Origin of the sequence: Xenophilus sp. (assembly GCF_044462705.1) — a bacterium.
In the GTDB taxonomy this organism is placed as follows: Bacteria; Pseudomonadota; Gammaproteobacteria; order Burkholderiales; family Burkholderiaceae_C; genus Xenophilus; species Xenophilus azovorans.
In genome coordinates this window covers 1-22,690 of the sequence record NZ_JBIQNC010000061.1, presented here as the reverse complement: position 1 = coordinate 22,690, position 22,690 = coordinate 1, and the positions used below count along the sequence as shown (strand labels likewise).

Here is a 22,690-nt window from a genome sequence, read left to right as displayed (position 1 = left end):
CAGCGCCGATGATAGTGCGGGTTCCCGTGTGAAAGTAGGTCATCGTCAGGCTGTTACAGCCCAGAACCCCCGATCGGAAAATGCCGGTCGGGGGTTTTGTTTTTTCTGCCGACCGATCAAGCGGCCTGCAGAAATCGCCCTCGTGCCGCGCGGCTGATGGCGGCGACACAGGGATGGGTGATGCGTCGCTCGACGGAGATGGCAAAGAATTCCTCCACGAGCTCGTCGGCGCGGCCGAAAGCCTGCACGCCGTACTGCGCACAGGTTTCTTCCTCGAGCACCGCCGGAGACATGAAGACGCCGCGGCCCTTGCTGCCGAAGGCCTTGAGCAGTGCCGCGTCGTCGAATTCGCCGATTGGCCGCGGGCGCAGCCGGCGCTCGGCGAGCCACACGCCCAGCCGCTGGCGCATGGCGGAAGCAGCACCAGGCATCAGCATGGGGGCATCTTCCAGGCAAGCCGGGAAATCGGTTCCGATCGTCCGCAGCAGCGAGGGGTGCGCGAAGAACAGCATCCCGGTGGCTCCCAGCGCGTGATTGAAAGCCTTGACGCCGGTCTGGCGTCCCATCGGCTCGGTGGCGATGACGAGGTCGAGCCGCTGGACCGACAGCTGGCCGAGCAGGTCCCGGAAGGGACCTTCGTGGCAGATGAGACGCACCTGCTCCTCCAGTGCCAGCGCGGGCTCCAGGAGCCGGTACGCGATGGGCTTCGGTACAGCGTCCGCGATTCCGACGCGGAAAGTCAGCAGTCGCTGGGCATCGCGCTGCCGGCCCACGGCGGTTTCCAGCTCGGCCCCCAGGGTGAAGATCTGCTCGGCGTACGCGAGGGCGGTATGGCCCTCGGAAGTCAGTTCGACGTGGCGTCCGGTGCGCTGCAGCAGCCGGCAGCCCAGTGCTTCTTCCAGCAGCTTGATCTGGGCGGAAAGCGTCTGCGGAGTCACGTGCAACTGCGCCCCGGCCTTGACGATGCCGCCGGCCTTGGCGGCCGCCCAGAAGTAGTGCAGGTGCTTGTAGTTCATGGGCATCATCAATTATTCAGGAAATGATGATGCACAAAAAACGACTTTTCTCGAAGGGTCAGGGAACCTACATTCGGTGGATCGTGTCCATTGGTGACACTTTCCATCCACCCTGCGCCGCCCAGCGGCAGAAGGAGACACCATGCGTCTGAGCACCAAGGGTCGTCAGGCCGTCGTGGCGATGATCGACGTGGCGCTGCACCGCCACGCAGGGCCGCTGTCTCTGGCGGTGCTCAGCCGTCGCCAGAGCATTTCGCTGTCCTACCTGGAACAGATGTTCGCGCAGTTGCGCCAGCACGGGCTGGTCGCTTCCACGCGCGGCCCCGGCGGCGGCTATTCCCTCGCACGTCCGGCCGCGAGCATCACGGTGGCCGACATCCTGTATGCCGTGGATGCGCTCGCCACCACGGGCGTGCCGCCGGCGGCGGCGGAATCGGACGACCCGCAGCGCTGCAGCGCCCCGGAGCTGTGGGCATCGCTCAGTCAGAAGGTGGTCGAGTTCCTGGACTCGGTGACGCTGCAGAAGCTGGTGGACGACCAGATCGCGCAGGGCGTTCGCCTGCACGAGGCTGCGCCCGAGCGTGCCGTGAAGAAGCCCCTGCCGGGTCCGGTCAAGCCGCGGCTGCCGGATGCGCCGAACTCGGTGTTCCAGCTGGGGCGGATGCGCCCGGCCAACTGAGCCCCCGGCCGGCCGCGGCCGGCCTAACGGTAGCTGCGCGCGTCCTCGATCACCTTGCCGTCGTTGGCGAGGCTGCCGGTCGGGACGAACAGCACCTGCGCGCGCAGCTTGGTGATCTCGCGGGCGGCGTCGGCCAGCCGCTCGTCCAGCCCCTCCGGCGGCGCGGCGCATTCGACGTGCAGCGTCATGCGGTCCTCGCCCATCTCCCCTTCGACCACCAGCCGCGCGCGCCCCGCCTCGGGGAAGCGCTGAACGATCGCCGCCACCTGCGAGGGATGAACGAACATGCCGCGCACCTTGGTGGTCTGGTCGGCGCGGCCCATCCAGCCCTTGATGCGCCGGTTGGTGCGCCCGGTCGGGCAGGTGCCGGACAGCACGGCAGACAGGTCGCCGGTGCCGAAGCGGATCAGGGGGTAGTCGGGGTTGAAGGTGGTCACCACCACCTCGCCCACCTCGCCGTCGGGCACCGGGTCGCCGGTGCCGGGCCGCACGATCTCGACCAGCACGCCCTCGTCCAGCACCAGGCCTTCGCGCGCGGCGGTCTCGTAGGCGATCAGGCCCAGGTCGGCGGTGGCATAGCACTGCATGCCCTGCACGCCCAGCCCTGCCAGGTGGTCGCGCAGGCTGGGCGGAAAGGCCTCGCCGGAGACCAGCGCTTTGGTCAGCGAGGGCAGGGCGATGCCCTTTTCCGCGGCCTTTTCCAGCAGGATCCTCAGGAAGCTCGGCGTGCCGGCATAGCCGTCGGGCCGCAGGTCGGCCATGGCCTCGATCTGCTGCTCCGTCTGCCCCGTGCCGCCGGCGAAGACGGTGCACCCCAGCGCGTGGGCGCCGTTCTCCATCATCGCGCCGGCGGGCGTCATGTGATAGCTGAAGCTGTTGTGCACCAGCTCGCCGGCACGGAAGCCGGCGGCGAACAACGCGCGGCCGATGCGCCAGTAGTCGCGGGCCGCCCCTTCGGGTTCGTAGATCGGCCCCGGGCTGGCGAACACGCGCGGCATGCGCGCACCGCGCGCCACCGCGGCGAAGCCGCCGAGCGGGTCGCCGGCGCGGCGCGCCTTCTGCAGCTCCAGCAGTTCGCTCTTGCGCGTGACGGGCAGGCGCGCCAGCGCCTCGCGGCTGTTCACGTCGGCGGCACGCACGTCGCGCAGGATCTCGCCGAAGGCCGGCGCTGCCGTCTGCGCCTGGAGGACCTGCCTGGGCAGCGCGGCCAGTAGGTCGCGTTCGCGCTCGGCCGGGTCCCGGGTCTCGAGGGCGTCGAAGAACTCGCTCATTGATGAAAAACCTCCGCGCAAAGCACTGCGGTGCGAGCCCGCTGGGGAGCGGCCGGGCGGCGGTTCATGCCAGCCACCGCTTCCGGCGCTTGTAGCTCTTGACGTCGCGGAAACTCTTGCGGTCGGCGCCGCCCATGCCGAGGTAGAACTCCTTGACGTCCTCGTTCTCGCGCAGGCTGTCGGCCGGGCCGTCCATGACGATGCGGCCGCTTTCCAGGATGTAGCCGTAGTCCGCGAAGCGCAGCGCCATGTTGGTGTTCTGCTCGGCCAGCAGGAAGGTGACGCGCTCCTTGGCGTTGAGGTCCTTCACGATGGCGAAGACTTCCTCCACGATCTGCGGCGCCAGGCCCATCGAAGGCTCGTCCAGCAGCACCATGCTTGGGTTCGCCATCAGCGCGCGGCCGATGGCGCACATCTGCTGCTCGCCGCCCGAGGTGTAGGCGGCTTGCGAGCTGCGGCGCGTCTTCAGCCGCGGGAAGTAGGCATAGACCTTCTCCAGCGTCTCGGCCACCGCCGCCTTGCCGTCGGTGCGGGTGTAGGCGCCGGTCATCAGGTTCTCCTCGATGGTCAGGTGCGCGAAGCAGTGGCGCCCTTCCATCACCTGCACCAGGCCGCGCTTGACCAGCGCGGCGGGCGAGAGCGCCTCGATGCGCTCCCCGCGCAGCGTGATGGTGCCCTTGGTGACGGCGCCGCGCTCGCCGGCCAGCAGGTTGGAGACGGCGCGCAGCGTGGTCGTCTTGCCCGCGCCGTTGCCGCCGAGCAGCGCGACGATGCCGCCCTCGCGCACCTGGAGCGAGACGCCCTTGAGCACGAGGATCACGTGGTTGTAGATGACCTCGATGCCGTTGACGTCGAGCAGGATGTTGGCTTGAGTCATGGTGTGTTGATTGGCATGTGCAAGCCCAGCCGTGTTGCGCTTGCACATGCCGGCTCTCCTGGAGCCGGGTGCCTCCTCCCGCCCGGCGGGAGGAGGTCGGGGCCGCCGGTGGCGGAAGAACGCCAGGTCAGGCGCCGCAGTCGGCGCTGTCCCGCCGCGTCAGCTTCTTCTCGGCCGCGTACTTGTCGGCCCCCGCCTTGGCCATCGGCTTGATGATCGATTCGTCGGCCTGGTACCAGTCGGACATGCCGCCCCACTTGCTGCCGTCCCAGGTATGGACGCGCGCCCAGGTCGAGCCCATGTGGTCCTGGCAGCTCGTGCTCAGCGGGCGCATCACGCCGGCGAAGCCCAGCGCGTCGAGCTTCTTCTGGTCCAGCGCCAGGTTCTCGAAGCCCCAGCGCACCTGCTCGCCGGTCATCACCTTGCCCTTGCCGAAGCGCTCCTGCGCACGGCGCACGGCCTCCACGCGCAGCATCGAGATGATGGCCCCGCGCGTGTACAGCACCGAGCCCACCTCCTCCTTCGGACCGCTGCCCTGGCCCTTGTCGTGGACCTGCTTGAGGATGTCCTGGATGAACTTGGGACTGGTGCCTGAGGTGTTGAGCGCCAGCGCGCTGTAGCCCTTGGCATTGGCGCCCACGTCGCGCGTGTCGGGCTCGGCCCCCGCCCACCACACGCCGAACATCTTCTCGCGCGGGTAGCCGGTGGCCACGGCCTCCTTCAGCGCGGTGGAGTTCATCACGCCCCAGCCCCACAGCAGCACGTAGTCGGGCCGCTGCTGGCGCACCTGCAGCCAGGCCGACTTCTGCTCCACGCCCGGCGCCGTCACCGGGATCAGCGACAGCTCGAAGCCGTTGAGCTTGGCGCGCTCCTGCAGCAGCGGGATCGGCTCCTTGCCGAAGGGCGAGTCGTGGTAGACGAGGGTGATCTTCTTGCCCTTGAGCTTGTCGGCGCCGCCTTCCTTCTTGGCGATGTGCTGGATCAGGATGTCGGCACCCGTCCAGTAACTGCCCATCAGCGGGAAGTTCCACTTGAACACGCCGCCGTCCTGCGAGGCGCCCAGGCCGTAGCCCAGGGTGATCAGCGGGATCTTGTCGCCCGGCGCCTTGTCCGTCAGGGCGAAGGTGATGCCGGTGGACTGCGGGTCGAAGGAGCTGGCGCCGCGGCTCTTCAGGCGCTCGTAGCATTCCACGCCCTTGTCGGTGGCGTAGCCGGTCTCGCATTCCTCGAAGCTCACCTTCACGCCGTTGATACCGCCGTTGGCGTTGACCAGCTTGAGGTAGTCCTGCGCGCCGTTGGCCCAGGGCGTGCCGTTGGGCGCATAGGGGCCGGTGCGGTACACCAGCAACGGGAAGAACTGCTCGTTGGCCTGCGCGAAAGCGGTGCCGGCCGTGCCCGCCAGGGCCACGACGGCGGCAGCGGCAAGTGCAAGGGATTTCAGCTTCATGGTTGTCTCCTGGTTGTTGAAAGGCACGGGTCGTGCGGTCGAGAAACGGGCATCCGTCAGTGCGGGAAGGGCCAGAGCCTGAGCTTTTCCTTGAAGGTGGACCACAGCCGCGCCAGGCCGTGCGGCTCCACGATCAGGAAGAACACGATCAGCGCGCCGAAGATCATGAACTCGAGGTGCGAGGCCAGCGCGGTGGAGATCGACAGGCCGAACCAGCCCGGCATCTGGTTCAGGAAGATCGGCAGCAGCACGATGAAGGCGGCACCGAAGAAGCTGCCCATGATCGAGCCCAGCCCGCCGATGATCACCATGAACAGGAGCTGGAAGGAGCGGTCGATGCTGAAGGCCGCCGGCTCCCACGCGCCCAGGTGGATGAAGCCCCACAGCGCCCCGGCCACGCCGACGATGAAGCTGCTGACCGCGAAGGCCGTGAGCTTGGCGTACACCGGCCGGATGCCGATGACGGCGGCCGCCACGTCCATGTCGCGCATCGCCATCCACTCGCGGCCGATGGCGCTGCGCGTGAGGTTCTTGGCCAGCAGCGCGAACACCACCACCAGCGTCAGGCACAGCAGGTACTTCTGCGCCGGCGTCTCCACCGGCAGGCCGAAGACCTGCAGCCCGGCCACGCTCACCGAGCCCGAGGTGGAGTTGTTGGTGAAGAAGGGGATGCGCAGGAAGGCCCAGTCGGTGAAGAACTGCGCCGCCAGCGTGGCCACCGCCAGGTACAGGCCCTTGATGCGCAGGCTGGGGATGCCGAACAGCACGCCCACCGCCGTGGCGCACAGCCCGCCCAGCAGCAGCGAGGCGAGCAGCGGCATGCCGTCGATGCGCACGTGGAAGTTGTAGGCCGCATAGGCGCCCACCGCCATGAAGGCGCCGGTGCCCAGCGAGATCTGCCCGCAGTAGCCCACCAGGATGTTCAGCCCCAGCGCGGCCAGCGAGAGGATGAGGAAGGGCGTGACGATGGCGCGCAGCCAGTATTCGGACGCGAAGGGCATCGCCACGAAGGCGAACACCAGCAGCGCGAGGATGGCGACGCGGTCCTGCAGGATCGGGAAGATCTGCTGGTCGGCGCGGTAGCTGGACTTGAACTGGCCGTTTTCGCGATAGAGCATGGCTCAGACCCGATCAATGATTTTTTCGCCGAACAGGCCCTGCGGCCGCACCAGCAGGAAGACGAGCGCCAGCACGTAGGCGAACCAGATCTCGATGCCGCCGCCCAGCAGCGGCCCGAGGTAGATCTCCGACAGCTTCTCGCCCACGCCGATCAGCAGGCCGCCGATGATCGCGCCGGGCACCGAGGTGAGGCCGCCGAGGATCACCACCGGCAGCGCCTTCAGCGCCACCAGCGAGAGCGAGAACTGCACGCCCAGCTTGGAGCCCCAGATGATCCCCGCCACCAGCGCGGCGAAGCCGGCCACCGACCACACGATCACCCAGATGCGGTTGAGCGGGATGCCGATGGACTGCGCCGCCTGGTGGTCGTCGGCCACCGCGCGCAGCGCGCGGCCGGTGGAGGTCTTCTGGAAGAACAGGCTCAGCACCAGCACCAGCGCGGCGGCCACCAGCGCGGCGATCATGTCCTCCTTGCTCACCAGCACGCCGCCCTCGAAGGTGCTCTCCAGCAGGATCACCGGGTCCTTGGGCATGCCGACGTCGATCTTGTAGATGTCGTTGCCGAACAGCGTCTGGCCCAGGCCGTCGAGGAAGTAGGTGATGCCCAGCGTGGCCATCAGCAGCGTGATGTGCTCCTGGTTGACCAGCTTCGACAGCGCCAGCCGCTCGATCAGCCAGGCCACCAGCACCATCACCGCCATTGCGGCGATGAAGGCCAGCAGGTTGGCCAGCAGCAGGCTCTCGAAGCCCAGCCAGTGCGGGATCCATTCCGAGAAGCGCGCCATCGCCAGCGCCGCGAACAGCACCATCGCGCCCTGCGCGAAGTTGAAGACGCCGCTGGCCTTGTAGATGAGCACGAAGCCCAGCGCGATCAGCGAATACAGCATGCCCACCATCAGGCCGCCGAGCAGTGTTTCGAGAAAGAATCCCATGCCGCGCCCTCAGTGCTCCGCGCCCAGGTACGCCCGGATGACTTCCGGGTTGCTGCGCACCTCGTCCGGGGTGCCGTCGCCGATCTTCTTGCCGTAGTCCAGCACCACCACGCGGTCGGAGATGTCCATCACCACGCCCATGTCGTGCTCGATCAGCACGATGGTGGTGCCGAACTCGTCGTTCACGTCGAGGATGAAGCGGCTCATGTCCTGCTTCTCCTCCACGTTCATGCCGGCCATCGGCTCGTCCAGCAGCAGCACCTGCGGCTCCATCGCCAGCGCGCGGCCCAGGTCGACGCGCTTCTGCAGGCCGTAGGGCAGGCGGCCCACCGGCGTCTTGCGCCAGGCCTGGATCTCCAGGAAGTCGATGATGTGCTCGACGAACTCGCGGTGGCGCAACTCCTCGCGCTCGCCGGAGCCGATGCCGAAGGGGTTGCGGAAGGCTTGGGCCAGCAGGCTGCTCCTCATCTTGAGGTTGCGGCCCGTCATGATGTTGTCCAGCACGCTCATGCCCTTGAACAGGGCCAGGTTCTGGAAGGTGCGGGCCACGCCCATCTCGGCCACCTGGCGCGAGTTCATGTGGCGGAAGGTCTGGCCGCGGAAGGTGATCTTTCCTTCCTGCGGCTGGTACACGCCGTTGATGCAGTTGAGCATCGAGCTCTTGCCTGCCCCGTTGGGGCCGATGATGGCGCGCACCTCGTGCTCGCGCACGTCGAAGCTGATGTCGGTCAGCGCCTTGACGCCGCCGAAGCGCAGGGTGATGTTCTGCACGTCGAGCACCACCTCGCCGATGCGCCGGCCGCCCTTGGCGGGCGCCGCCGCCGACAGTTCCCGCTCCGTCATCGCGTTCATGGGGTGACCTCCGTGCTTCGCACTGCGGTGCGAGCCCCCTTCGGAGCGGCCGGACGGGGGCTCATGCGGCGGCCCTCACCGGCGGGAACTGCTTCGCCTGCACGATCTTCAGCGTGGCGCTGACCTTGCCCGTGCGCCCGTCCTCGAACTTGACCTGCGTCTCGATGAACTGCTCGGCCTTGCCGCCGTACAGCGCATCGACCAGCACCGCGTACTTGTCGGCGATGAAGCCGCGCCGCACCTTGCGCGTGCGGGTCAGCTCGTCGTCGTCCGGGTCCAGCTCCTTGTGCAGCACCAGGAAGCGCGCTACCTGCGTGCTCTCCATGCCTTCCTCCGCCGCCAGGTCGGCGTTGACCTGCTCGACGCACTCGCGCACCAGTTGCAGCACCTCGGCCTTGCCGGCCAGGTCCACGTAGCCGCCGTAGGGCAGGCCACGCCGCTCGGCCCAGTTGCCCACCGCCTCGTAGTCGATGTTGATGAAGGCGCAGACCTCGTCGCGGCCGTGGCCGAAGCACACCGCTTCCTTGATCTGCGGGAAGAACTTGAGCTTGTTCTCGATGTAGTTGGGCGCGAACATGGCGCCGTTGCAGGTGCCGCCGGGGCCGTTCAGGCGGCCCACGTCCTTGGCGCGGTCGATGATGCGAAGCTGGCCCTCGTGGTCGATCACGCCGGCGTCGCCGGTGTGGAAGTAGCCGTCGGCGTCGAGCACCTCGGCCGTGGCGTCGGGGCGCCTGTAGTACTCCTTGAGCACCGACACGCCGCGCACCAGCACCTCGCCGTTGTCGGCGATCTTCAGCTCCATGCCGGGTGCGGCGCTGCCCACGCTGGTGAGGTTGACCTCGTGGTCGCGCTGCAGGCACACGTAGGCGCAGGTCTCGGTCTGGCCGTAGAACTGCTTGAGGTTGATGCCGATGGAGCGGTAGAAGCGGAACAGGTCCGGCCCGATCGCCGCGCCGGCCGTGTAGGCCACGCGGATGCGGCTCATGCCCAGCACGTTGCGCAGCGGGCCGTACACCAGCAGGTTGCCCAGGGCGTACAGCAGCCGGTCGCTTGCGGCCACCGGCTTGCCCACCAGGATGTCGGAGCCCACCCGCCGCGCCAGCGCCATGAACTTCGCATACAGCCAGCGCTTGGGCGCCGCCGCGTCCTCCATGCGGATCGACACCGCGGTGAGCAGCCCCTCGAAGGTGCGCGGCGGGCCGAAGTAGTAGGTGGGCCCGATCTCGCGCATGTCGTTCATCACCGTGGCGGCGGACTCGGGGCAGTTCAGCGTGAAGCCGCCCGCCAGCCACTGCGCGACGGAGAACAGGTGGTCGCCCACCCAGGCCATCGGCAGGTAGCTCATGATGTCGTCGCCGGGGCCGAGGCGGTCCGACGCCACGCCGCCGCGGCCGGCCGCCATGAAGCTGGCGTGCGTCTGGCACACGCCCTTGGGCCGGCCGGTGGTGCCGGAGGTGTAGAGGATCACCGCCACGTCGTCCGGCCTGCCGCCGGCCACCGCCTGGTCGTAGAAGCCCGGGTGCGCCGCGTCGAAGGCGCGGCCCAGCTCGCGCAGCTGCTCGTAGCCCAGCAGGCCGGGGTGGTCGTAGTGGCGCAGGCCGCGCGGGTCGTCGTAGACGATGTGCCGGATGCGCTGGCCGCCGGGGTGCTGCTCCTCCTGCAGGTCGCGGCATTCGAGCAGCTTGTCCACCTGCTCCTGGTCCTCGGCGAAGGCGAACTCGATGGCGGCGTCGTCCAGCATGAACACCATCTCGGCCGCCACCGCGTCCTGGTACAGCGGCACCGGCACGCCGCGCAGGCTCTGCGCCGCCATCACCGCGAAGTACAGGTGCGGCCGGTTGGCCCCCACGATGGCCAGGTTCTGCCCCGGCGCGAAGCCCAAGCTGGCCAGCCCGCAGGCGATCTCGCGGACCTCCGTGGCCGCGCGGGCCCAGGTCCAGGTCTGCCAGATGCCCAGGTCCTTCTCGCGCACGGCCGGTGCGTCGGGCCGCTGCCCCGCATGGGCCAGCAGCAGCTTCGGAAAGGTGTCGGCGCTTGTCTCCACGGGGCGGAATGTAGGCCGCACTTTGACGCCAGCTTGTCGTTCCAACGACAATCCTAGGGACACCACTCCCCGGACTTTCCCCATGGTTTCCCGCGCATCGGTGCAGGCCGGCCGTTCGATCCGCGACCGCGTGCGCGCGCCCACCGGGGCGGAGCTGGCCGCCGTGCCCTGGCTCGACGCACTCACGCCGGCCGAGCGCCGCTACGCCGAGGCGGCCATCGTCGTCGGCGAGGCGGAGGTGGGCGACTTGGTGTGCCGCATCGGCCGTGCGCCGACCTACTGGTTCGGGCTGATCGAGGGCCTGCTCAAGATGAGCAACGACGCCTCCGACGGCAGCACCGTCACCTACAGCGGCCTGTCGCCGGGCGGCTGGTTCGGCGAGGGCACGGCGCTCAAGCGCGAGCCCTACCGCTACAACATCAGCGCGCTGCGGCGCAGCCTGGTGGCAGGACTGCCGGTGGACAGCTTCCACTGGCTGCTGGACCACTCCATCGGCTTCAACCGCTTCGTGATGAACCAGCTCAACGAGCGGCTCGGCCAGTTCATCTCGGCGCTGGAGATCGGCCGCCTCACCAGTCCCGACGCGCGCGTGGCGCGCCACCTGGCGGCGCTGGTCAACCCGGTGCTGTTCCCGCGCGTGGGCCAGGTGCTGCGCATCACCCAGCAGGAACTGGCCTACCTGGTGGGCCTGTCACGCCAGCGCGTGAACGAGGCGCTGGCGGCGCTGCAGGCCGACGGCGTGATCCGCATCGAGTACGGCGGGCTGCGCGTGCTGGACCTCGCCGCGCTGCGCGCCGGCGGCGTCGACCGGCGGCGGCCCGCATGACACCGGCGTGACACCCGCGCACCGCAGAATCCGTCGCGGCGCCCGGCGATGCAGACCGGCGGCGCCGTTCCTGCCATTCCCTTCATGTCCGACCGCCCCTTCCACCTCCTCCTTCTCAGCGTCAGCGCCGGCAACGGCCACGTGCGCGCCGCGCAGGCGCTGGCCGCCACCGCCGCCCAGCACTGGCCCGGCTGCACCGTCACGCACGTCGACGCCATGGACCACGTGGCCGCGAGCTTCCGCAAGCTCTACACCGACGGCTACCTGGGCCTGGTCAACCGCGCCCCCGAGCTGTGGGCCTACCTGCACGACCGGGCCGACGCCACGCCGCACGCCGCCGCCTCGCAGCGGCTGCGCCGCGGCATCGAGCGCCTGAGCGCGGCGCCGCTGCTGCGCGAGATCCGCCGCCGGCGGCCCGATGCCATCGTCTGCACGCACTTCCTGCCGGCCGAGCTGCTGATGCGCGAGCAGGCACGCGGGCGCAGCGCCTGCCCGGTGTGGCTGCAGGTGACGGACTACGACCTGCACAACATGTGGATCGTGCCGGGCCTGGCCGGCTACTTCGCCGCCAACGAGGAGGTCGCCTTCCGCATGCGCGCGCGCGGGCTGCCGGCCGGCCGCGTCCACGTCACCGGCATCCCGGTGATGCCGGCCTTCGCGGCGCCGGACGATCCCGCCCTGGCGCGCGCCGCCTGCGTGCAGGCGCTGGGGCTCGACCCGGCGCGGCGCGTGCTGCTGATGGCCTCGGGCGGCGCCGGCACCGGCGACCTGCCCAGCATGGCCCGCCGCGCGCTGGCGCTGGAGGGGCCGGACTTCCAGCTCGTCGCCGTCGCCGGCCGCAACGCGCAGGCGCACGCCGCGCTGCAGGCGCTGGCGCGCGAACAACACCCGCAGCGCCTGCGCGCCATCGGCTTCACCGCCGAGATGCACCGGCTGATGGCCGCCGCCGACCTGGTCGTCACCAAGCCCGGCGGGCTCACCGTCTCCGAATGCCTGGCCCTCGGCCGCCCGATGCTGCTGGCCGCACCCATCCCCGGCCAGGAGGAGCACAACGCCACCCACCTGATGGAGGAGGGCGCCGCCTGGCTGGCCTGGGACGCGATCGGGCTGGACTACAAGCTGGCGCGCCTGATGGCCGCGCCGGCGCTCCTGGAGGCGATGGCCGCCAGGAGCCGCGCGCTGGGCCGGCCGCGGGCGGCGCGCAGCGTGCTGCAGCGCGTGCTCGGCCCGGCGCCGGAGGCGGCGCCTTGAGACGCGTCGTGCGCCGCGTCGCCGTCTACTACGCCTGGGCGCTGCTGATGGCCTTCTTCTTCGCCAACGCCGAGATCCACATCGAGGGCGGCGCCGGCTGGGCCACTTCGCTGCCCACCTGGCGCATCGAGAAGCACTGGCTGCTCGACCTCTTCTGGGGCGGCCGCGCCATGACCGGCTACCACGCCTGGGTGTTCAGCTTCATGGCGCTGGTGTTCCTGCTGCCCCTGGCCTTCCAGGGCCGCTGGCGCGGGCGCGACTTCGTGCTCGCGCTCGGCGGGCTGGCCGCCTTCTGGGTGGCGGAGGACCTGCTGTGGTTCGTCGTCAACCCGGCCTACGGCTTGGCCAGGCTCGATCCGGCGCACGTGCCCTGGCATCCGCGCTGGCTGCTGGGCCTGCCGCTGGACTACTGGTGGGGCGCCGCGCTGGCCGCCGGGCTGGGCGCATGGCATGTGCGCCTGAGCACACGGGCGCAGCAGCAGTAGAAAGAAGAAGGTTCAGGGCGCCTCGAAGGGGCGCGGCGGCTGCGGCCCCGGCACCACCACGCCGGGCTCCACCACCGGCCCGCCCGGCGGCGGCACCAGGGCCACCGGCGGCTGGTGCGGGTCGTGCAGCACCACCGACTGCCCGACGCCCACGCCCACCGGCCCCGCCGAGACGCCCACGCCGGCCGAGCCGACGACGCGGCCGCCGCCGTCGATGCCCACGCCCGCACCCACCGGCCCCCAGCCCGTGTTCAGGCTGAGCGAGGGGCCGCCGGGCCCGATGCCGACGCCCAGCGCCAGGCCGGGCACGAGCGGCACGCCGAAACCCACGCCGACGGCGCAGCCCGGAAGGCACAGCGCCGCGGCCAGCAGGCCGCCGATCGCCAGCGGGCGCGCGGCCCGGCGCAGGGCCGGCGCGCGGCGCGGCGGGTGGCAGGGCATCGTCATGGCGGGCTCCGGTGGAATGGCGAGGCGGCGATCATCGCCCCGGGCGCGCGCTGCGAGACCCACACGGCACGGCGGGCGCCGAAGCGCCCGCCTGTTCCGTGCAAATGTGCCGGCCTGCGCCGGTCGGGCGCTCAGGCCAGCAGCGCGTTCACCCGCCGCACGTAGGCGGCCGGGTCGTCGGGCAGGCCGCCCTCGGCCAGCAGCGCCTGGTCGAACAGGATGTTCGCCAGGTCGTCGAAGTGGGCCGTGTCGGACTCCAGCCTCTTCACCAGCGGGTGGCCGGCGTTGACCTCCAGCACCGGCTTGACCTCCGGCGCCTTCTGGCCCGCCTGCTTGAGCATGCGTGCCAGCTGCATCGACATGCCGTGGTCCTGCACCACCAGGCAGGCGGGCGAGTCCACCAGGCGGGTGGTCACGCGCACGTCCTCGGCCTTGTCCTTGAGCGCTTCCTTGAGTTTTTCCAGCACCGGCTTGAAGGATTCGGCCGCTTCCTCGGCGGCCTTCTTCTCTTCCTCGTCCTGCAGCTTGCCCAGGTCGACCGCGCCCTTGGCCACGCTCTGCAGCGGCGTGCCGTCGAATTCGGTGAGGTAGTTCAGCGCCCACTCGTCCACGCGGTCGGTCATCAGCAGCACCTCGATGCCCTTCTTGCGGAAGACCTCGAGCTGCGGGCTGTTCCTGGCGGCGGCCAGCGTGTCGGCGGTGATGTAGTAGATCGCCTCCTGGCCTTCCTTCATGCGCACCTTGTAGTCGGCGAAGGACACGGTCGGCGCGTCGCTGGCGGTGGAGGCGAAGCGCAGCAGCCTGGCGATGCGGTCGCGGTTGGCGAAGTCCTCGCCCAGCCCCTCCTTGAGCACGGCGCCGAACTCGGCGTAGAAGCGGGCGTACTTGCCGGACTCGTCGGCGGCGCCTTCTTCCTTCTTGTCCACCACGTCGGTCACCTCGCCGTCGGCGGGCGGCGCGGCCTTCTTCGCCAGGTCCTCCAGCATCGACAGCACGCGCTTCGTGCTGCCCTCGCGGATCGCCTTCACGTCGCGGCTTTCCTGCAGCAGCTCGCGGCTGACGTTCAGCGGCAGGTCGGCCGAGTCGATCACGCCCTTGACGAAGCGCAGGTACGAGGGCAGCAGCGCGTCGGCGTCGTCCATGATGAAGACGCGCTTGACGTACAGCTTGACGCCGCCCTTGTGGTCGCGGTTGAACAGGTCGTAGGGCGCCTTGGCCGGGATGTACAGCAGCTGCGTGTACTCGGTGCTGCCCTCCACGCGGTTGTGGCTCCAGGCCAGCGGTGCCTCGAAGTCGTGGCTGATCGACTTATAGAACTCGACGTACTGCTCGTCGGTGATCTCCTTGCGGGGCCGCGTCCAGAGGGCGCTGGCCTTGTTGACGGCCTCCCACTCGCCGGTGGGCACCATCTCGCCGCCCTTGTCGTCCTCGCCTTCCTTCCACTCCTCCTTCTCCATCAGGATGGGCAGCGAGATGTGGTCGGAGTACTTGCCGATGACCTGCTTGAGCTTCCAGCCGTTGAGGAACTCCTCGGCGTCCTCGCGCAGGTGCAGGATGACGCTGGTGCCGCGCTGCGCGCGGGTGAGCGTCTCGACCTCGAAGTCGCCGGCGCCGGTGCTCGTCCAGCGCACGCCCTCGGCCGGCGGCAGGCCCGCGCGGCGCGACTCGACGGTGATGCGGTCGGCCACGATGAAGCCCGAGTAGAAGCCCACGCCGAACTGGCCGATGAGCTGGGCGTCGGCCTTCTGGTCGCCGGTCAGGCGGCTCATGAACTCTCGCGTGCCGCTCTTGGCGATGGTGCCCAGGTGGTCGATGGCCTCCTGCTGCGCGAGGCCGATGCCGTTGTCGGTGATGGTCAGGGTGCGCGCCTTCTTGTCGAAGGCCACGCGCACCTCGAGGTTGGGCGCGTCCTCGTACAGCTCGGGTCGGTCCAGCGCCTCGAAGCGCAGCTTGTCGCAGGCGTCGGAGGCGTTGGAGATCAGCTCGCGCAGGAAGATCTCCTTGTTGGAGTACAGCGAGTGGGTGACGAGGTGCAGGAGCTGGGCGACCTCGGCCTGGAAGGAATGGGTTTTCTTGCTCATGTCTCGGTGAGAGGAAGAAGGAAGAAACAACGAACGACGGAAATGCAAACGCCCCGCAGATCGGGGCGTCGAGCGGATTATCAAGCCTCGGCCGGGGTCAGCGCGGCAGCGACTCCACTTCCTTCGTCCAGCGGTCGATCAGCCGCTTGCGCTCGGCCGACTGGCCGTACTTGGCGAAGTCGTAGTCGATCAGCTTCACGCCGTCGATGGGCGGGATGCGCGGGTCGGCCTTGAAGGTCTTGTTGGCCGGCGTCTGGTAGCTGCCGACCCTGGCGCCCACCGCCTGGCCGGCCGGGCTCATCAGCCAGTCGTAGTACTTCTGCGCATTGGCCTTGTTGCGTGCGCCCTTGACCAGCGCGATGCCGCCGATCTCGTAGCTCGTGCCCTCGCAGGGCGCCACGGTCTTCACCGGGTACTTCTCGTGCTTCCACTTCTCGAAATTGAAGGCGAAGGTCACGCCGATCGCCACCTCGCCCTTGGCCACGTTGGGCGCCTGGGCCTGGCCGCTGCGCGTGTAGTTGCTGATGTTGCGGTGCAGCTTCTTCAGGTAGTCGAAGGCGGCGTCCTCGCCCATCTGCTGCACCAGCCCGGCGATGACGGTGTAGGCCGTGCCGCTGCTGGCCGGGTGCGAGATCTCGACCTCGCCTTTGTACTCAGGCTTGACCAGGTCGGCCCAGCACCTGGGCTCGGGCAGGTTCTTCTTCTGCAGCACCTCGGTGTTGTAGCCGAAGCCGATGGTGCTGGTGTAGAAGCCGCCGACGCGGTTGCCGCTCATGTCGTACTGCCGGACGGACCAGTCGTGCAGGTCCTTGATGTAAGCCGGGCGGTAGCTGTCCAGCAGGCCCTGCTCGGCCGCCTGCAGGAAGGGGTCGCCCGTGCCGCCCCACCAGATGTCCGTCTTGGGGTTGGCCGCCTCGGCGCGCAACTGCGCCCCGATCTCGCCCGTGCCCTTGTGCGCCTGGTTGACCTTGATGCCGGTGGTGCGCGTGAACTCCGCGGCCGCCGCCTCGCACCAGGGCGCGTCGGTGCTGCACAGGGCGTTGACGACGCCCTGGGCGCCGGCCTGCGGCGACAGGGCGGCCGCGGCGGACAGCAGCGCCGCGGCGGCAAGGGTTCTGGATCGGATGGTTGTCGGCATGCAAAGTCTCCTCGGCGGCACCGGCGCCGCTCGCAGGCAGCATAGCGCCGCCTTGCCGGTCCCCGGATCGGTGCAAATCCGCGCCGGACCGTGAAGAGGTTGCGCGAACGCGCGCCGGAACGCCCGGAGGCGGGCATCCCCGTTCCTAGAATCCCGCCCCGCACGGCCGCCCACCCGCGGCCGTGCGCACTTCTGTCTGTCACACATCAGGGAAAGAACGCGGGATGAACGAACACAACACCTTCAAGGCCTGGGCGGCCGAATTCGTCGGCACCTTCTGGCTGGTGCTGGGCGGCTGCGGCAGCGCGGTGCTGGCCGCCGGCTTCCCGGAACTGGGCATCGGCTTCGCGGGCGTGGCGCTGGCCTTCGGCCTCACGGTGCTCACCGGCGCCTATGCGCTGGGGCCGGTGTCCGGCGGGCATTTCAATCCGGCCGTCACGCTCGGGCTGGTCGTGGCGGGGCGCTTCCCGGCGGCGCGCGCGCCCGGCTACGTGGGCGTACAGGTGCTCGGCGCCATCGCCGCCGGCGCCGTGCTGTATGCCATCGCCACCGGCCGGCCGGGCGCGCAGCTCGGCGGCTTCGCCACCAACGGCTACGGCGAGCATTCGCCCGGCGGCTATGCGATGGGAGCGGCCTTCCTGTGCGAGGTGGTGATGACGGCGCTGTTCCTCGTCGTCATCCTGGGGGCGACGGCCCGGCGCGCGGCCGCCGGCTTCGGCGGTCTGGCCATCGGCCTGTGCCTCACGCTGATCCACCTGGTCTCCATTCCGGTGACCAACACCTCGGTCAACCCGGCGCGCAGCACCGGCGTGGCGCTGTTCGGCGCCGGGCATGCGGTCGATCAGCTCTGGCTGTTCTGGGCGGCGCCCATCGCCGGCGCGGTCGTGGGGGCGCTGCTGTGGCGCCTGCTGCTGGCGGACGGGCAGGACTGAAGCTGGCCTGCGGCGTGCCAGGGAGTACGTCGGCCGTGTGATGACGTGAAGGCTGAAGAATGTCGATTCCCCCAGGCGGGGCGCATCTCATGCCACGGCGCGACGTTCCAGGTCTTCCAGCAGGAAATCCTTGAAGCTCTGGGCGGCAGGCGACAAGCCCCGCGCCCGGGGGCTGAAAAGCGACAGGTGCCGATCGACCACGGGTGATGCGAGGGGTCGCGCCACCAGGCCGAAGGACCCGAGCAGCGTCAATACCCGGCTGGGCTGCGCCGTCACGCCAAAGCCGCTTTGCACCATGCCGAGCGCGGTGGTGATGAATGACACTTCGTGGGCGGCCTGCAGCACCAGCTTCGGCGAATGCTTGAACAGATCGGCCTGCAGCCGGAGGGTGAAGTCCGGCGTCAGGCTCACGAACGGGTATTTCAGCGCTTGCGTCCAGGTGGTACGGGGGCGTGCCGCGAGAGGGTGGTCGGGCCTGCAGACGAGGCAGATCCGGTCGCGCATCAGGCTTTGCTGAACCAGTTCCGGCGGCGTGGCGCGCTGCGGCGCGACGCCGAGATCGGCCTCTCCGCTGGCCACGCGCGCGGTGGCCTGCTGGTTGAGCGAGTCCAGGACGTAGACGGCGATTGCCGGGTACTTCGCGTGGTAGCGGCGCACCAGTTCCGGAAGCGTGGTCGCCGCGTACAGCGGCGTGCACGCAAGCCGAACCGCGCCACGCTTCTTCTGCTCCAGGTCCTGCGTGCTTTCGAGCGCGCGCGAGAGATCGTCGAGCACCTTGCGCGCCAATGGGAAGAACTCGACACCCGCCTGTGACAAGGCGGTGGAGCGCGTCGTCCGATCGAACAGGCGCACCTTCATGTTCCGTTCGAGATCCCGGATCAGGAGGCTCAGCGCCGAGGGCGTCAGGTGCAGCCGGCGCGCGGCGGCTGCGAATCCGCCTGTCTCCGCAATTGCGACGAAGGCGCGCAGCTGGCGAAACGTGACGCTTCCTATATTCATAAGGGAACCTCAATAAGGCGTCAAAAATTCTAGCTTGTCTCAATAGTGCGGCCTCCCTAGGATGAAGCTCTCCACGAACCAGGACACGATGATTCGATTCGACCCGAACCTGCGGTGGCTCTTCACCGAGTACCCCATGCTCGAACGCTACGAGGCCGCTGCCAAGGCGGGTTTCAAGGGCGTCGAGGTGGCTTTCCCCTATGAATATCCGGCCCGCGAAATCGCGGCGCGCCTCGAGGGCAATGGATTGACGCTGGTGCAGATCCTCTCGCCCTTCGACTGGGACCGGGGCGAGCGCGGCTATGCGGCCTTGCCCGGCTTCGAGTCGAAGTTCAGGGACAGCATCCGCACGGCGATCCACTACGCCTCGCAGGTGGGCGGGCCGATGATCCATGTGATGCCCGGCAACCTGGCGGCAGGGATGGACAGGAGCCGGTGCATGGCGCTGTTCAAGGACAACATCGCATGGGCCGCCGACCAGGCCGCGGCGGCGGGCCTCTCGCTCATTCTCGAGCCCTGCTGCCGCGCGCGCTTTCCCGACTTCCTGTACCACCGCATCGACGAAGGCGTGGAGGTCGTGCGGTCCATCGGCCGCGACAACGTCAAGCTGTGCTTCGACACCTTCCATGTGCAGACGGAGGAGGGCGGCATGGCCGATCGCCTGCGGATGGCCTGGCCCTACATCGGCCACATCCAGGTGGGCGACGTGCCGGGCCGCCATGAGCCCGGTACGGGGGAGATCCGTTTTCCCTACCTGTTCGGCCTCATCGAAGAGATGGGATGGAACGGATGGATCGGCTGCGAGTACGCGCCGTCGGCCCACACGCTCGAGACGCTCGGATGGGCGGCGCCCTATGGAATCGCCGGGGGCGGACATCCGGCGATGCGGACTGAAGGAGACCAACGACATGCTCAGCGCGGCTGACAACGACCTGCTCACCCGAACCGGCGCCGGCACGCCCATGGGCCAGTTCTTCCGGCGCTTCTGGCAGCCGGTTGCGCTCTCGCGCGAACTGCCGGAGCCCGACGGCGCACCGCTTCGCGTCAACATCATGGGCGAACGGCTCGTGGCGTTTCGCAACAGCGATGGCGTCGTCGGCCTGGTGGACGCGCGCTGCCCGCATCGCGGCGCGGATCTCTACTTCGGGAGAAACGAGAGCTGCGCCATCCGGTGCGTCTTTCATGGCTGGCAATTCGACATCCAGGGGCGGCCCGTGGAACTGCCGAATGTGCCGCCGGACGCGAGCTACCACGACACGCTGAGGCTGAAGGCGTACCCCACGCGCGAGTACGGGGAGGTCGTCTGGGCCTACATGGGGCCGGAGCCCTGGGGCCGCGATCTTCCCGAGGTTCCGCAACTCGAGTTCGGCTCGCTTCCGGCCTCGCACCGCTTCGTCACCAAGAAGCTGCAGGAGTGCAACTGGGCCCAATCGATCGAAGGTGCGCTCGACACCTCCCACTTCTCGTTCCTGCACATGCCGGCGCCGTGCGTGCGCTCCAACGAGAACCCGGACGCTCCGGCCGACGAGAAGCGGCTGCGCTGGATCCGTGAAGATCCGTTGCCCGAGTTCTCGATCCTGGATCACGAGGTCGGCTTCGTCGTGGGCGGCGCGCGGCGCGCCGACGGCGGCACGCGCTACTGGCGCAGTGCCCAGTTCGCGCTGCCCTCTCACAGCACGACTCCCTCGACGCTGCCGGGCGAGACGCACTTCGGCTACACGTGGGTGCCGATCGACGACGAAAGCTGCTGGATCTACACCTATGCGTGGAACCCGGACCGGCCGCTCACCGATGATGAAAGGGCCAAGTTCAGCGAAGGGCACGGCGTCATCGCCGAGGTGGATGCCAGGTTCTTCCCGATCCGCAACCGGGCCAACGAATACCTGATCGATCGCACCCACCAGAAGCACATCAGCTACACGGGGGTCCGCGGGGTTGCCGAGCAGGACGCCATGATCCAGGACAGCCAGGGCCGCATCCACGACCGGACGCAGGAGCACCTGTCGGCCTCCGATGCGGCCGTGGTGCGCTTCCGCAGGACGGTCCTCGCAGGCGCGAAGGCGCTGGCCCGCGGCGTGGAACCCGAGGCGCCGCGGAAGCACGAGGCCTACCGGCTGCGCTCGGGAAGCTGGTTCGCGTCGGAGGGCGTGTCGTTCGACCAGGTGATGCTCGAGCGCTTCGGCGACGCCGTCGGGCATGTGCCCGCGGCCGCGCGCGAACCCGCACCCGCCATGAAATAGCGCCTGCTGCCCACATCCATCAAGAACCAGGAGACACCACGATGCTCGACAGCCTCATCCGACTGCGCACGGCAATGGCCGTGGCAGCCCTCGCCCTCGTCAGCCTCACCGCGGCGCACGCCGACAGCTATCCCGGCAAGCCGATCAGGCTGGTGGTCCCCTATGCGGTGGGCGGCTCGACCGACCAGACCGGACGGCTTCTGGCCAAGTCGCTGTCGGAGCGCCTGGGCCAGCCCATCGTCGTGGAGAACCGCGCCGGCGCGGGCGGCGCGCTCGGAAACGACTTCGTCGCGAAAGCGCCTGCCGACGGCTACACCCTGCTGTTCAGCGCGGCGGGGCCGCTCACGGTGACGCCGCACATCTATGCCAAGCTGCCCTACGACCCGATCGCCTCGTTCGAACCCATCACGCTGATCGCCACGCAGCCGCTGCTGCTGGTGGTCAAGCCGGAGCTGAAAGTCGGCAACGTCGGCGAACTGATCGCCGAGGCGAAGGCCAGGCCGGGCAGGCTGTCCTACGGCTCGTTCGGCAAGGGCAGCGCGGCCCACCTGGCGGGCGAGTACTTCAAGACCCTCACGGGCGTGGACATGGTCCACGTGCCGTACAAGGGCAGCGGCCCGGCGCTCGTGGACCTGGTCGCGGGGCAGATCGACCTGATGTTCGACGTCTTCAGCACCGCGGCGCCGTTGGTAAAGGGCGGCAAGCTCAAGGCGATCGCGATCACGTCCCGCGAGCGGTCGCCGCAGTTTCCGGACATCCCGACCATGCAGCAGGAGCATGTCGCGGACTTCGAGGCCGGCACCTGGTTCGGCCTGCTGGCGCCCGCAGGCACGCCGAAGCCCATCATCGACAAGCTCTCCCGCGAGGTGAATGTCGCACTTGGAGCCAAGGAAATGCGCGAAACACTCGCGACCCAGGGGGCCAGCGTTCGCGGGGGCACGCCCGAGCAGTTCCGGGCCTACTTCCTGGCTGAGTACGACAAATGGGGACGGATCGTGAAGTCCGCGGGCGTCACGGCCGACTGAATCACCTGTCTCTCGACTGCTTCCGTGCAGGAAGCCTTCTTTCGATGAAACTTCTGAGCTATTCCTTCCAGGGCAGCCGCAGTTGGGGTGCGCTCGTGGACGACCGGATCGTCGATCTGCAGGCGGCCTCCGGCGGGCGGCTTCCCACGCTGCGCTCCGCGCTTTCGAGCGGCAGCCTCGCCGAGCTGGAGCGGCTGGCAGCGTCCCGCGAGGCGTCGATCGCGCTGGCGGAGACCGTCCTGCTGCCGGTCGTGCCCGATCCGCCGCGCATCTTCTGCGTCGGCTTGAACTACGAGGAGCACCGGGTCGAAGCCAAGCGGGAAAGAACCGGGCATCCGACCCTCTTTCTGCGCGTGGGCGCCTCGCAGGTCGGGCACGGGCAGGCGATCGTGCTCCCGAAGGAGTCCGGCGCGCTCGACTACGAGGGCGAGATCGCGGTCGTGATCGGCCGGCCTGGCCGGCGCATCTCCGAAGCGGATGCATGGGAGCACGTCGCCGGCTATGCCCCCTACAACGACGGCTCCGTCCGCGACTGGCAGTCGCACACGACGCAGTGGACGCCAGGCAAGAACTTTCCCGCCACGGGCGCATTCGGGCCCTGGATGGTCACGCGGGGGGAGGTCTCCGACGGCCAGGCGCTCAGCCTGACGACACGGCTGAACGGACAGACCGTCCAGCACGCCACGACGGAACAACTGATCTTCCCGATTCCCCGCCTGATCTCCTACATCTCGTCCTTCACCGGACTCGAGCCCGGCGATGTGATCGTGACCGGCACCCCCGGCGGCGTGGGGTTCAAGCGGCAACCGCCGCTTTTCATGCGGCCCGGTGATGTGGTTGAGGTGGAGGTCGGCGGCGTCGCCACGTTGGTGAACGAGGTGCGCGCCGAATGACGATGCAGGCCCCGGCAGGCGGGCCGCCGGTGCCGGGCTGACGCATGTCCGCCCCCACGCTCAAGGCCCTGGTCCACACCCTGCGATACGAGGCCGACGGCATCGTCAGCGTCGAATTCCGCCCGGCCGGCGCCGG

Annotated in this window: 21 protein-coding genes; 9 read left to right on the top strand and 12 right to left on the bottom strand. The window is 69.2% G+C overall.

Annotated features, from left to right (window positions below; all coding sequences use genetic code 11):
* Positions 1 to 116: 116 nt before the first annotated feature.
* On the bottom strand, positions 117 to 1,016 hold the full coding sequence (gene nhaR / locus ACIY1X_RS11555) for a transcriptional activator NhaR (RefSeq protein ID WP_399680680.1): 900 nt from the start codon (positions 1,014 to 1,016) through the stop codon (positions 117 to 119).
* A gap of 142 nt (positions 1,017 to 1,158) precedes the next feature.
* On the opposite strand from nhaR, the gene ACIY1X_RS11550 reads away from it, so the two are divergent.
* A complete protein-coding gene (locus ACIY1X_RS11550) occupies positions 1,159 to 1,695 on the top strand; it encodes an Rrf2 family transcriptional regulator (protein WP_038213092.1) in 537 nt (178 codons plus the stop codon).
* A gap of 23 nt (positions 1,696 to 1,718) precedes the next feature.
* Here the strand turns inward: ACIY1X_RS11550 and ACIY1X_RS11545 are convergent, their stop codons facing one another.
* The 7 genes from ACIY1X_RS11545 to ACIY1X_RS11515 form a co-directional block, all read right to left on the bottom strand.
* Positions 1,719 to 2,966 carry a phenylacetate--CoA ligase family protein gene (locus ACIY1X_RS11545; RefSeq protein ID WP_399680678.1) on the bottom strand — a complete coding sequence of 416 codons (1,248 nt, stop codon included), beginning with the start codon at positions 2,964 to 2,966 and terminating at the stop codon, positions 1,719 to 1,721.
* A 64-nt stretch (positions 2,967 to 3,030) separates the two neighbouring features.
* Positions 3,031 to 3,843: an ABC transporter ATP-binding protein gene (locus ACIY1X_RS11540; protein ID WP_399680677.1), complete on the bottom strand. Its 813-nt coding sequence runs from the start codon at positions 3,841 to 3,843 to the stop codon at positions 3,031 to 3,033.
* Between the two features lie 127 nt (positions 3,844 to 3,970).
* A complete protein-coding gene (locus ACIY1X_RS11535) occupies positions 3,971 to 5,290 on the bottom strand; it encodes an ABC transporter substrate-binding protein (protein ID WP_038213098.1) in 1,320 nt (439 codons plus the stop codon).
* A 56-nt stretch (positions 5,291 to 5,346) separates the two neighbouring features.
* The gene (locus tag ACIY1X_RS11530; protein ID WP_399680675.1) at positions 5,347 to 6,408 is read right to left on the bottom strand and encodes a branched-chain amino acid ABC transporter permease; all 1,062 of its coding nucleotides are present in this window, start codon (positions 6,406 to 6,408) and stop codon (positions 5,347 to 5,349) included.
* Between the two features lie 3 nt (positions 6,409 to 6,411).
* Positions 6,412 to 7,341: a branched-chain amino acid ABC transporter permease gene (locus tag ACIY1X_RS11525; RefSeq protein ID WP_399680673.1), complete on the bottom strand. Its 930-nt coding sequence runs from the start codon at positions 7,339 to 7,341 to the stop codon at positions 6,412 to 6,414.
* A 9-nt stretch (positions 7,342 to 7,350) separates the two neighbouring features.
* Positions 7,351 to 8,193 (bottom strand): ABC transporter ATP-binding protein, encoded by an 843-nt coding sequence (locus ACIY1X_RS11520; protein WP_399680671.1) that lies wholly within the window; start codon positions 8,191 to 8,193, stop codon positions 7,351 to 7,353.
* A gap of 61 nt (positions 8,194 to 8,254) precedes the next feature.
* Complete coding sequence (locus ACIY1X_RS11515; RefSeq protein WP_399680670.1) at positions 8,255 to 10,237, bottom strand: AMP-dependent synthetase/ligase; 1,983 nt, start codon at positions 10,235 to 10,237, stop codon at positions 8,255 to 8,257.
* Positions 10,238 to 10,319: 82 nt separating this feature from the next.
* Between ACIY1X_RS11515 and ACIY1X_RS11510 the strand changes: the two genes are divergently transcribed.
* The 3 genes from ACIY1X_RS11510 (at position 10,320) to ACIY1X_RS11500 (ending at position 12,799) form a co-directional block, all read left to right on the top strand.
* Entirely contained in the window at positions 10,320 to 11,063 is a 744-nt protein-coding gene (locus ACIY1X_RS11510) for a Crp/Fnr family transcriptional regulator (RefSeq protein ID WP_038213108.1), read from the top strand.
* Positions 11,064 to 11,147: 84 nt separating this feature from the next.
* A complete protein-coding gene (locus tag ACIY1X_RS11505) occupies positions 11,148 to 12,314 on the top strand; it encodes a glycosyltransferase (protein WP_399680668.1) in 1,167 nt (388 codons plus the stop codon).
* A gap of 47 nt (positions 12,315 to 12,361) precedes the next feature.
* Complete coding sequence (locus tag ACIY1X_RS11500; RefSeq protein ID WP_399680682.1) at positions 12,362 to 12,799, top strand: hypothetical protein; 438 nt, start codon at positions 12,362 to 12,364, stop codon at positions 12,797 to 12,799.
* A gap of 12 nt (positions 12,800 to 12,811) precedes the next feature.
* On the opposite strand, the gene ACIY1X_RS11495 is transcribed toward ACIY1X_RS11500, so the two are convergent.
* The 3 genes from ACIY1X_RS11495 to ACIY1X_RS11485 all read right to left on the bottom strand — a co-directional run bounded on the left by ACIY1X_RS11495 (position 12,812) and on the right by ACIY1X_RS11485 (position 16,465).
* Positions 12,812 to 13,246, bottom strand: a complete 435-nt coding sequence (locus ACIY1X_RS11495) for a hypothetical protein (RefSeq protein WP_399680666.1) — start codon at positions 13,244 to 13,246, stop codon at positions 12,812 to 12,814.
* 131 nt (positions 13,247 to 13,377) lie between these two features.
* The gene (htpG, locus tag ACIY1X_RS11490; RefSeq protein ID WP_399680665.1) at positions 13,378 to 15,327 is read right to left on the bottom strand and encodes a molecular chaperone HtpG; all 1,950 of its coding nucleotides are present in this window, start codon (positions 15,325 to 15,327) and stop codon (positions 13,378 to 13,380) included.
* 97 nt (positions 15,328 to 15,424) lie between these two features.
* Positions 15,425 to 16,465: an ABC transporter substrate-binding protein gene (locus ACIY1X_RS11485; RefSeq protein WP_399680663.1), complete on the bottom strand. Its 1,041-nt coding sequence runs from the start codon at positions 16,463 to 16,465 to the stop codon at positions 15,425 to 15,427.
* A gap of 224 nt (positions 16,466 to 16,689) precedes the next feature.
* Here ACIY1X_RS11485 and aqpZ point away from each other — a divergent pair, with 224 nt between their 5' ends.
* Positions 16,690 to 17,397, top strand: coding sequence for an aquaporin Z (gene aqpZ, locus ACIY1X_RS11480; protein ID WP_399680662.1), 708 nt, complete (start codon positions 16,690 to 16,692; stop codon positions 17,395 to 17,397).
* Between the two features lie 87 nt (positions 17,398 to 17,484).
* On the opposite strand, the gene ACIY1X_RS11475 is transcribed toward aqpZ, so the two are convergent.
* Complete coding sequence (locus tag ACIY1X_RS11475; protein ID WP_399680661.1) at positions 17,485 to 18,396, bottom strand: LysR family transcriptional regulator; 912 nt, start codon at positions 18,394 to 18,396, stop codon at positions 17,485 to 17,487.
* Between the two features lie 136 nt (positions 18,397 to 18,532).
* Between ACIY1X_RS11475 and ACIY1X_RS11470 the strand changes: the two genes are divergently transcribed.
* From ACIY1X_RS11470 to ACIY1X_RS11455, 4 genes are read left to right on the top strand one after another with little or no spacing between them, the layout of a single operon-like run.
* Positions 18,533 to 19,321 (top strand): hydroxypyruvate isomerase family protein, encoded by a 789-nt coding sequence (locus ACIY1X_RS11470; protein ID WP_399680659.1) that lies wholly within the window; start codon positions 18,533 to 18,535, stop codon positions 19,319 to 19,321.
* Positions 19,305 to 20,636 carry a Rieske 2Fe-2S domain-containing protein gene (locus tag ACIY1X_RS11465; protein ID WP_399680657.1) on the top strand — a complete coding sequence of 444 codons (1,332 nt, stop codon included), beginning with the start codon at positions 19,305 to 19,307 and terminating at the stop codon, positions 20,634 to 20,636. The genes ACIY1X_RS11470 and ACIY1X_RS11465 overlap by 17 nt, the downstream gene beginning before the upstream one ends.
* A 41-nt stretch (positions 20,637 to 20,677) precedes the next feature.
* Complete coding sequence (locus ACIY1X_RS11460) at positions 20,678 to 21,661, top strand: Bug family tripartite tricarboxylate transporter substrate binding protein (protein WP_399680655.1); 984 nt, start codon at positions 20,678 to 20,680, stop codon at positions 21,659 to 21,661.
* A gap of 44 nt (positions 21,662 to 21,705) precedes the next feature.
* Positions 21,706 to 22,554, top strand: coding sequence for a fumarylacetoacetate hydrolase family protein (locus tag ACIY1X_RS11455; protein ID WP_399680653.1), 849 nt, complete (start codon positions 21,706 to 21,708; stop codon positions 22,552 to 22,554).
* Positions 22,555 to 22,690: the final 136 nt, after the last annotated feature.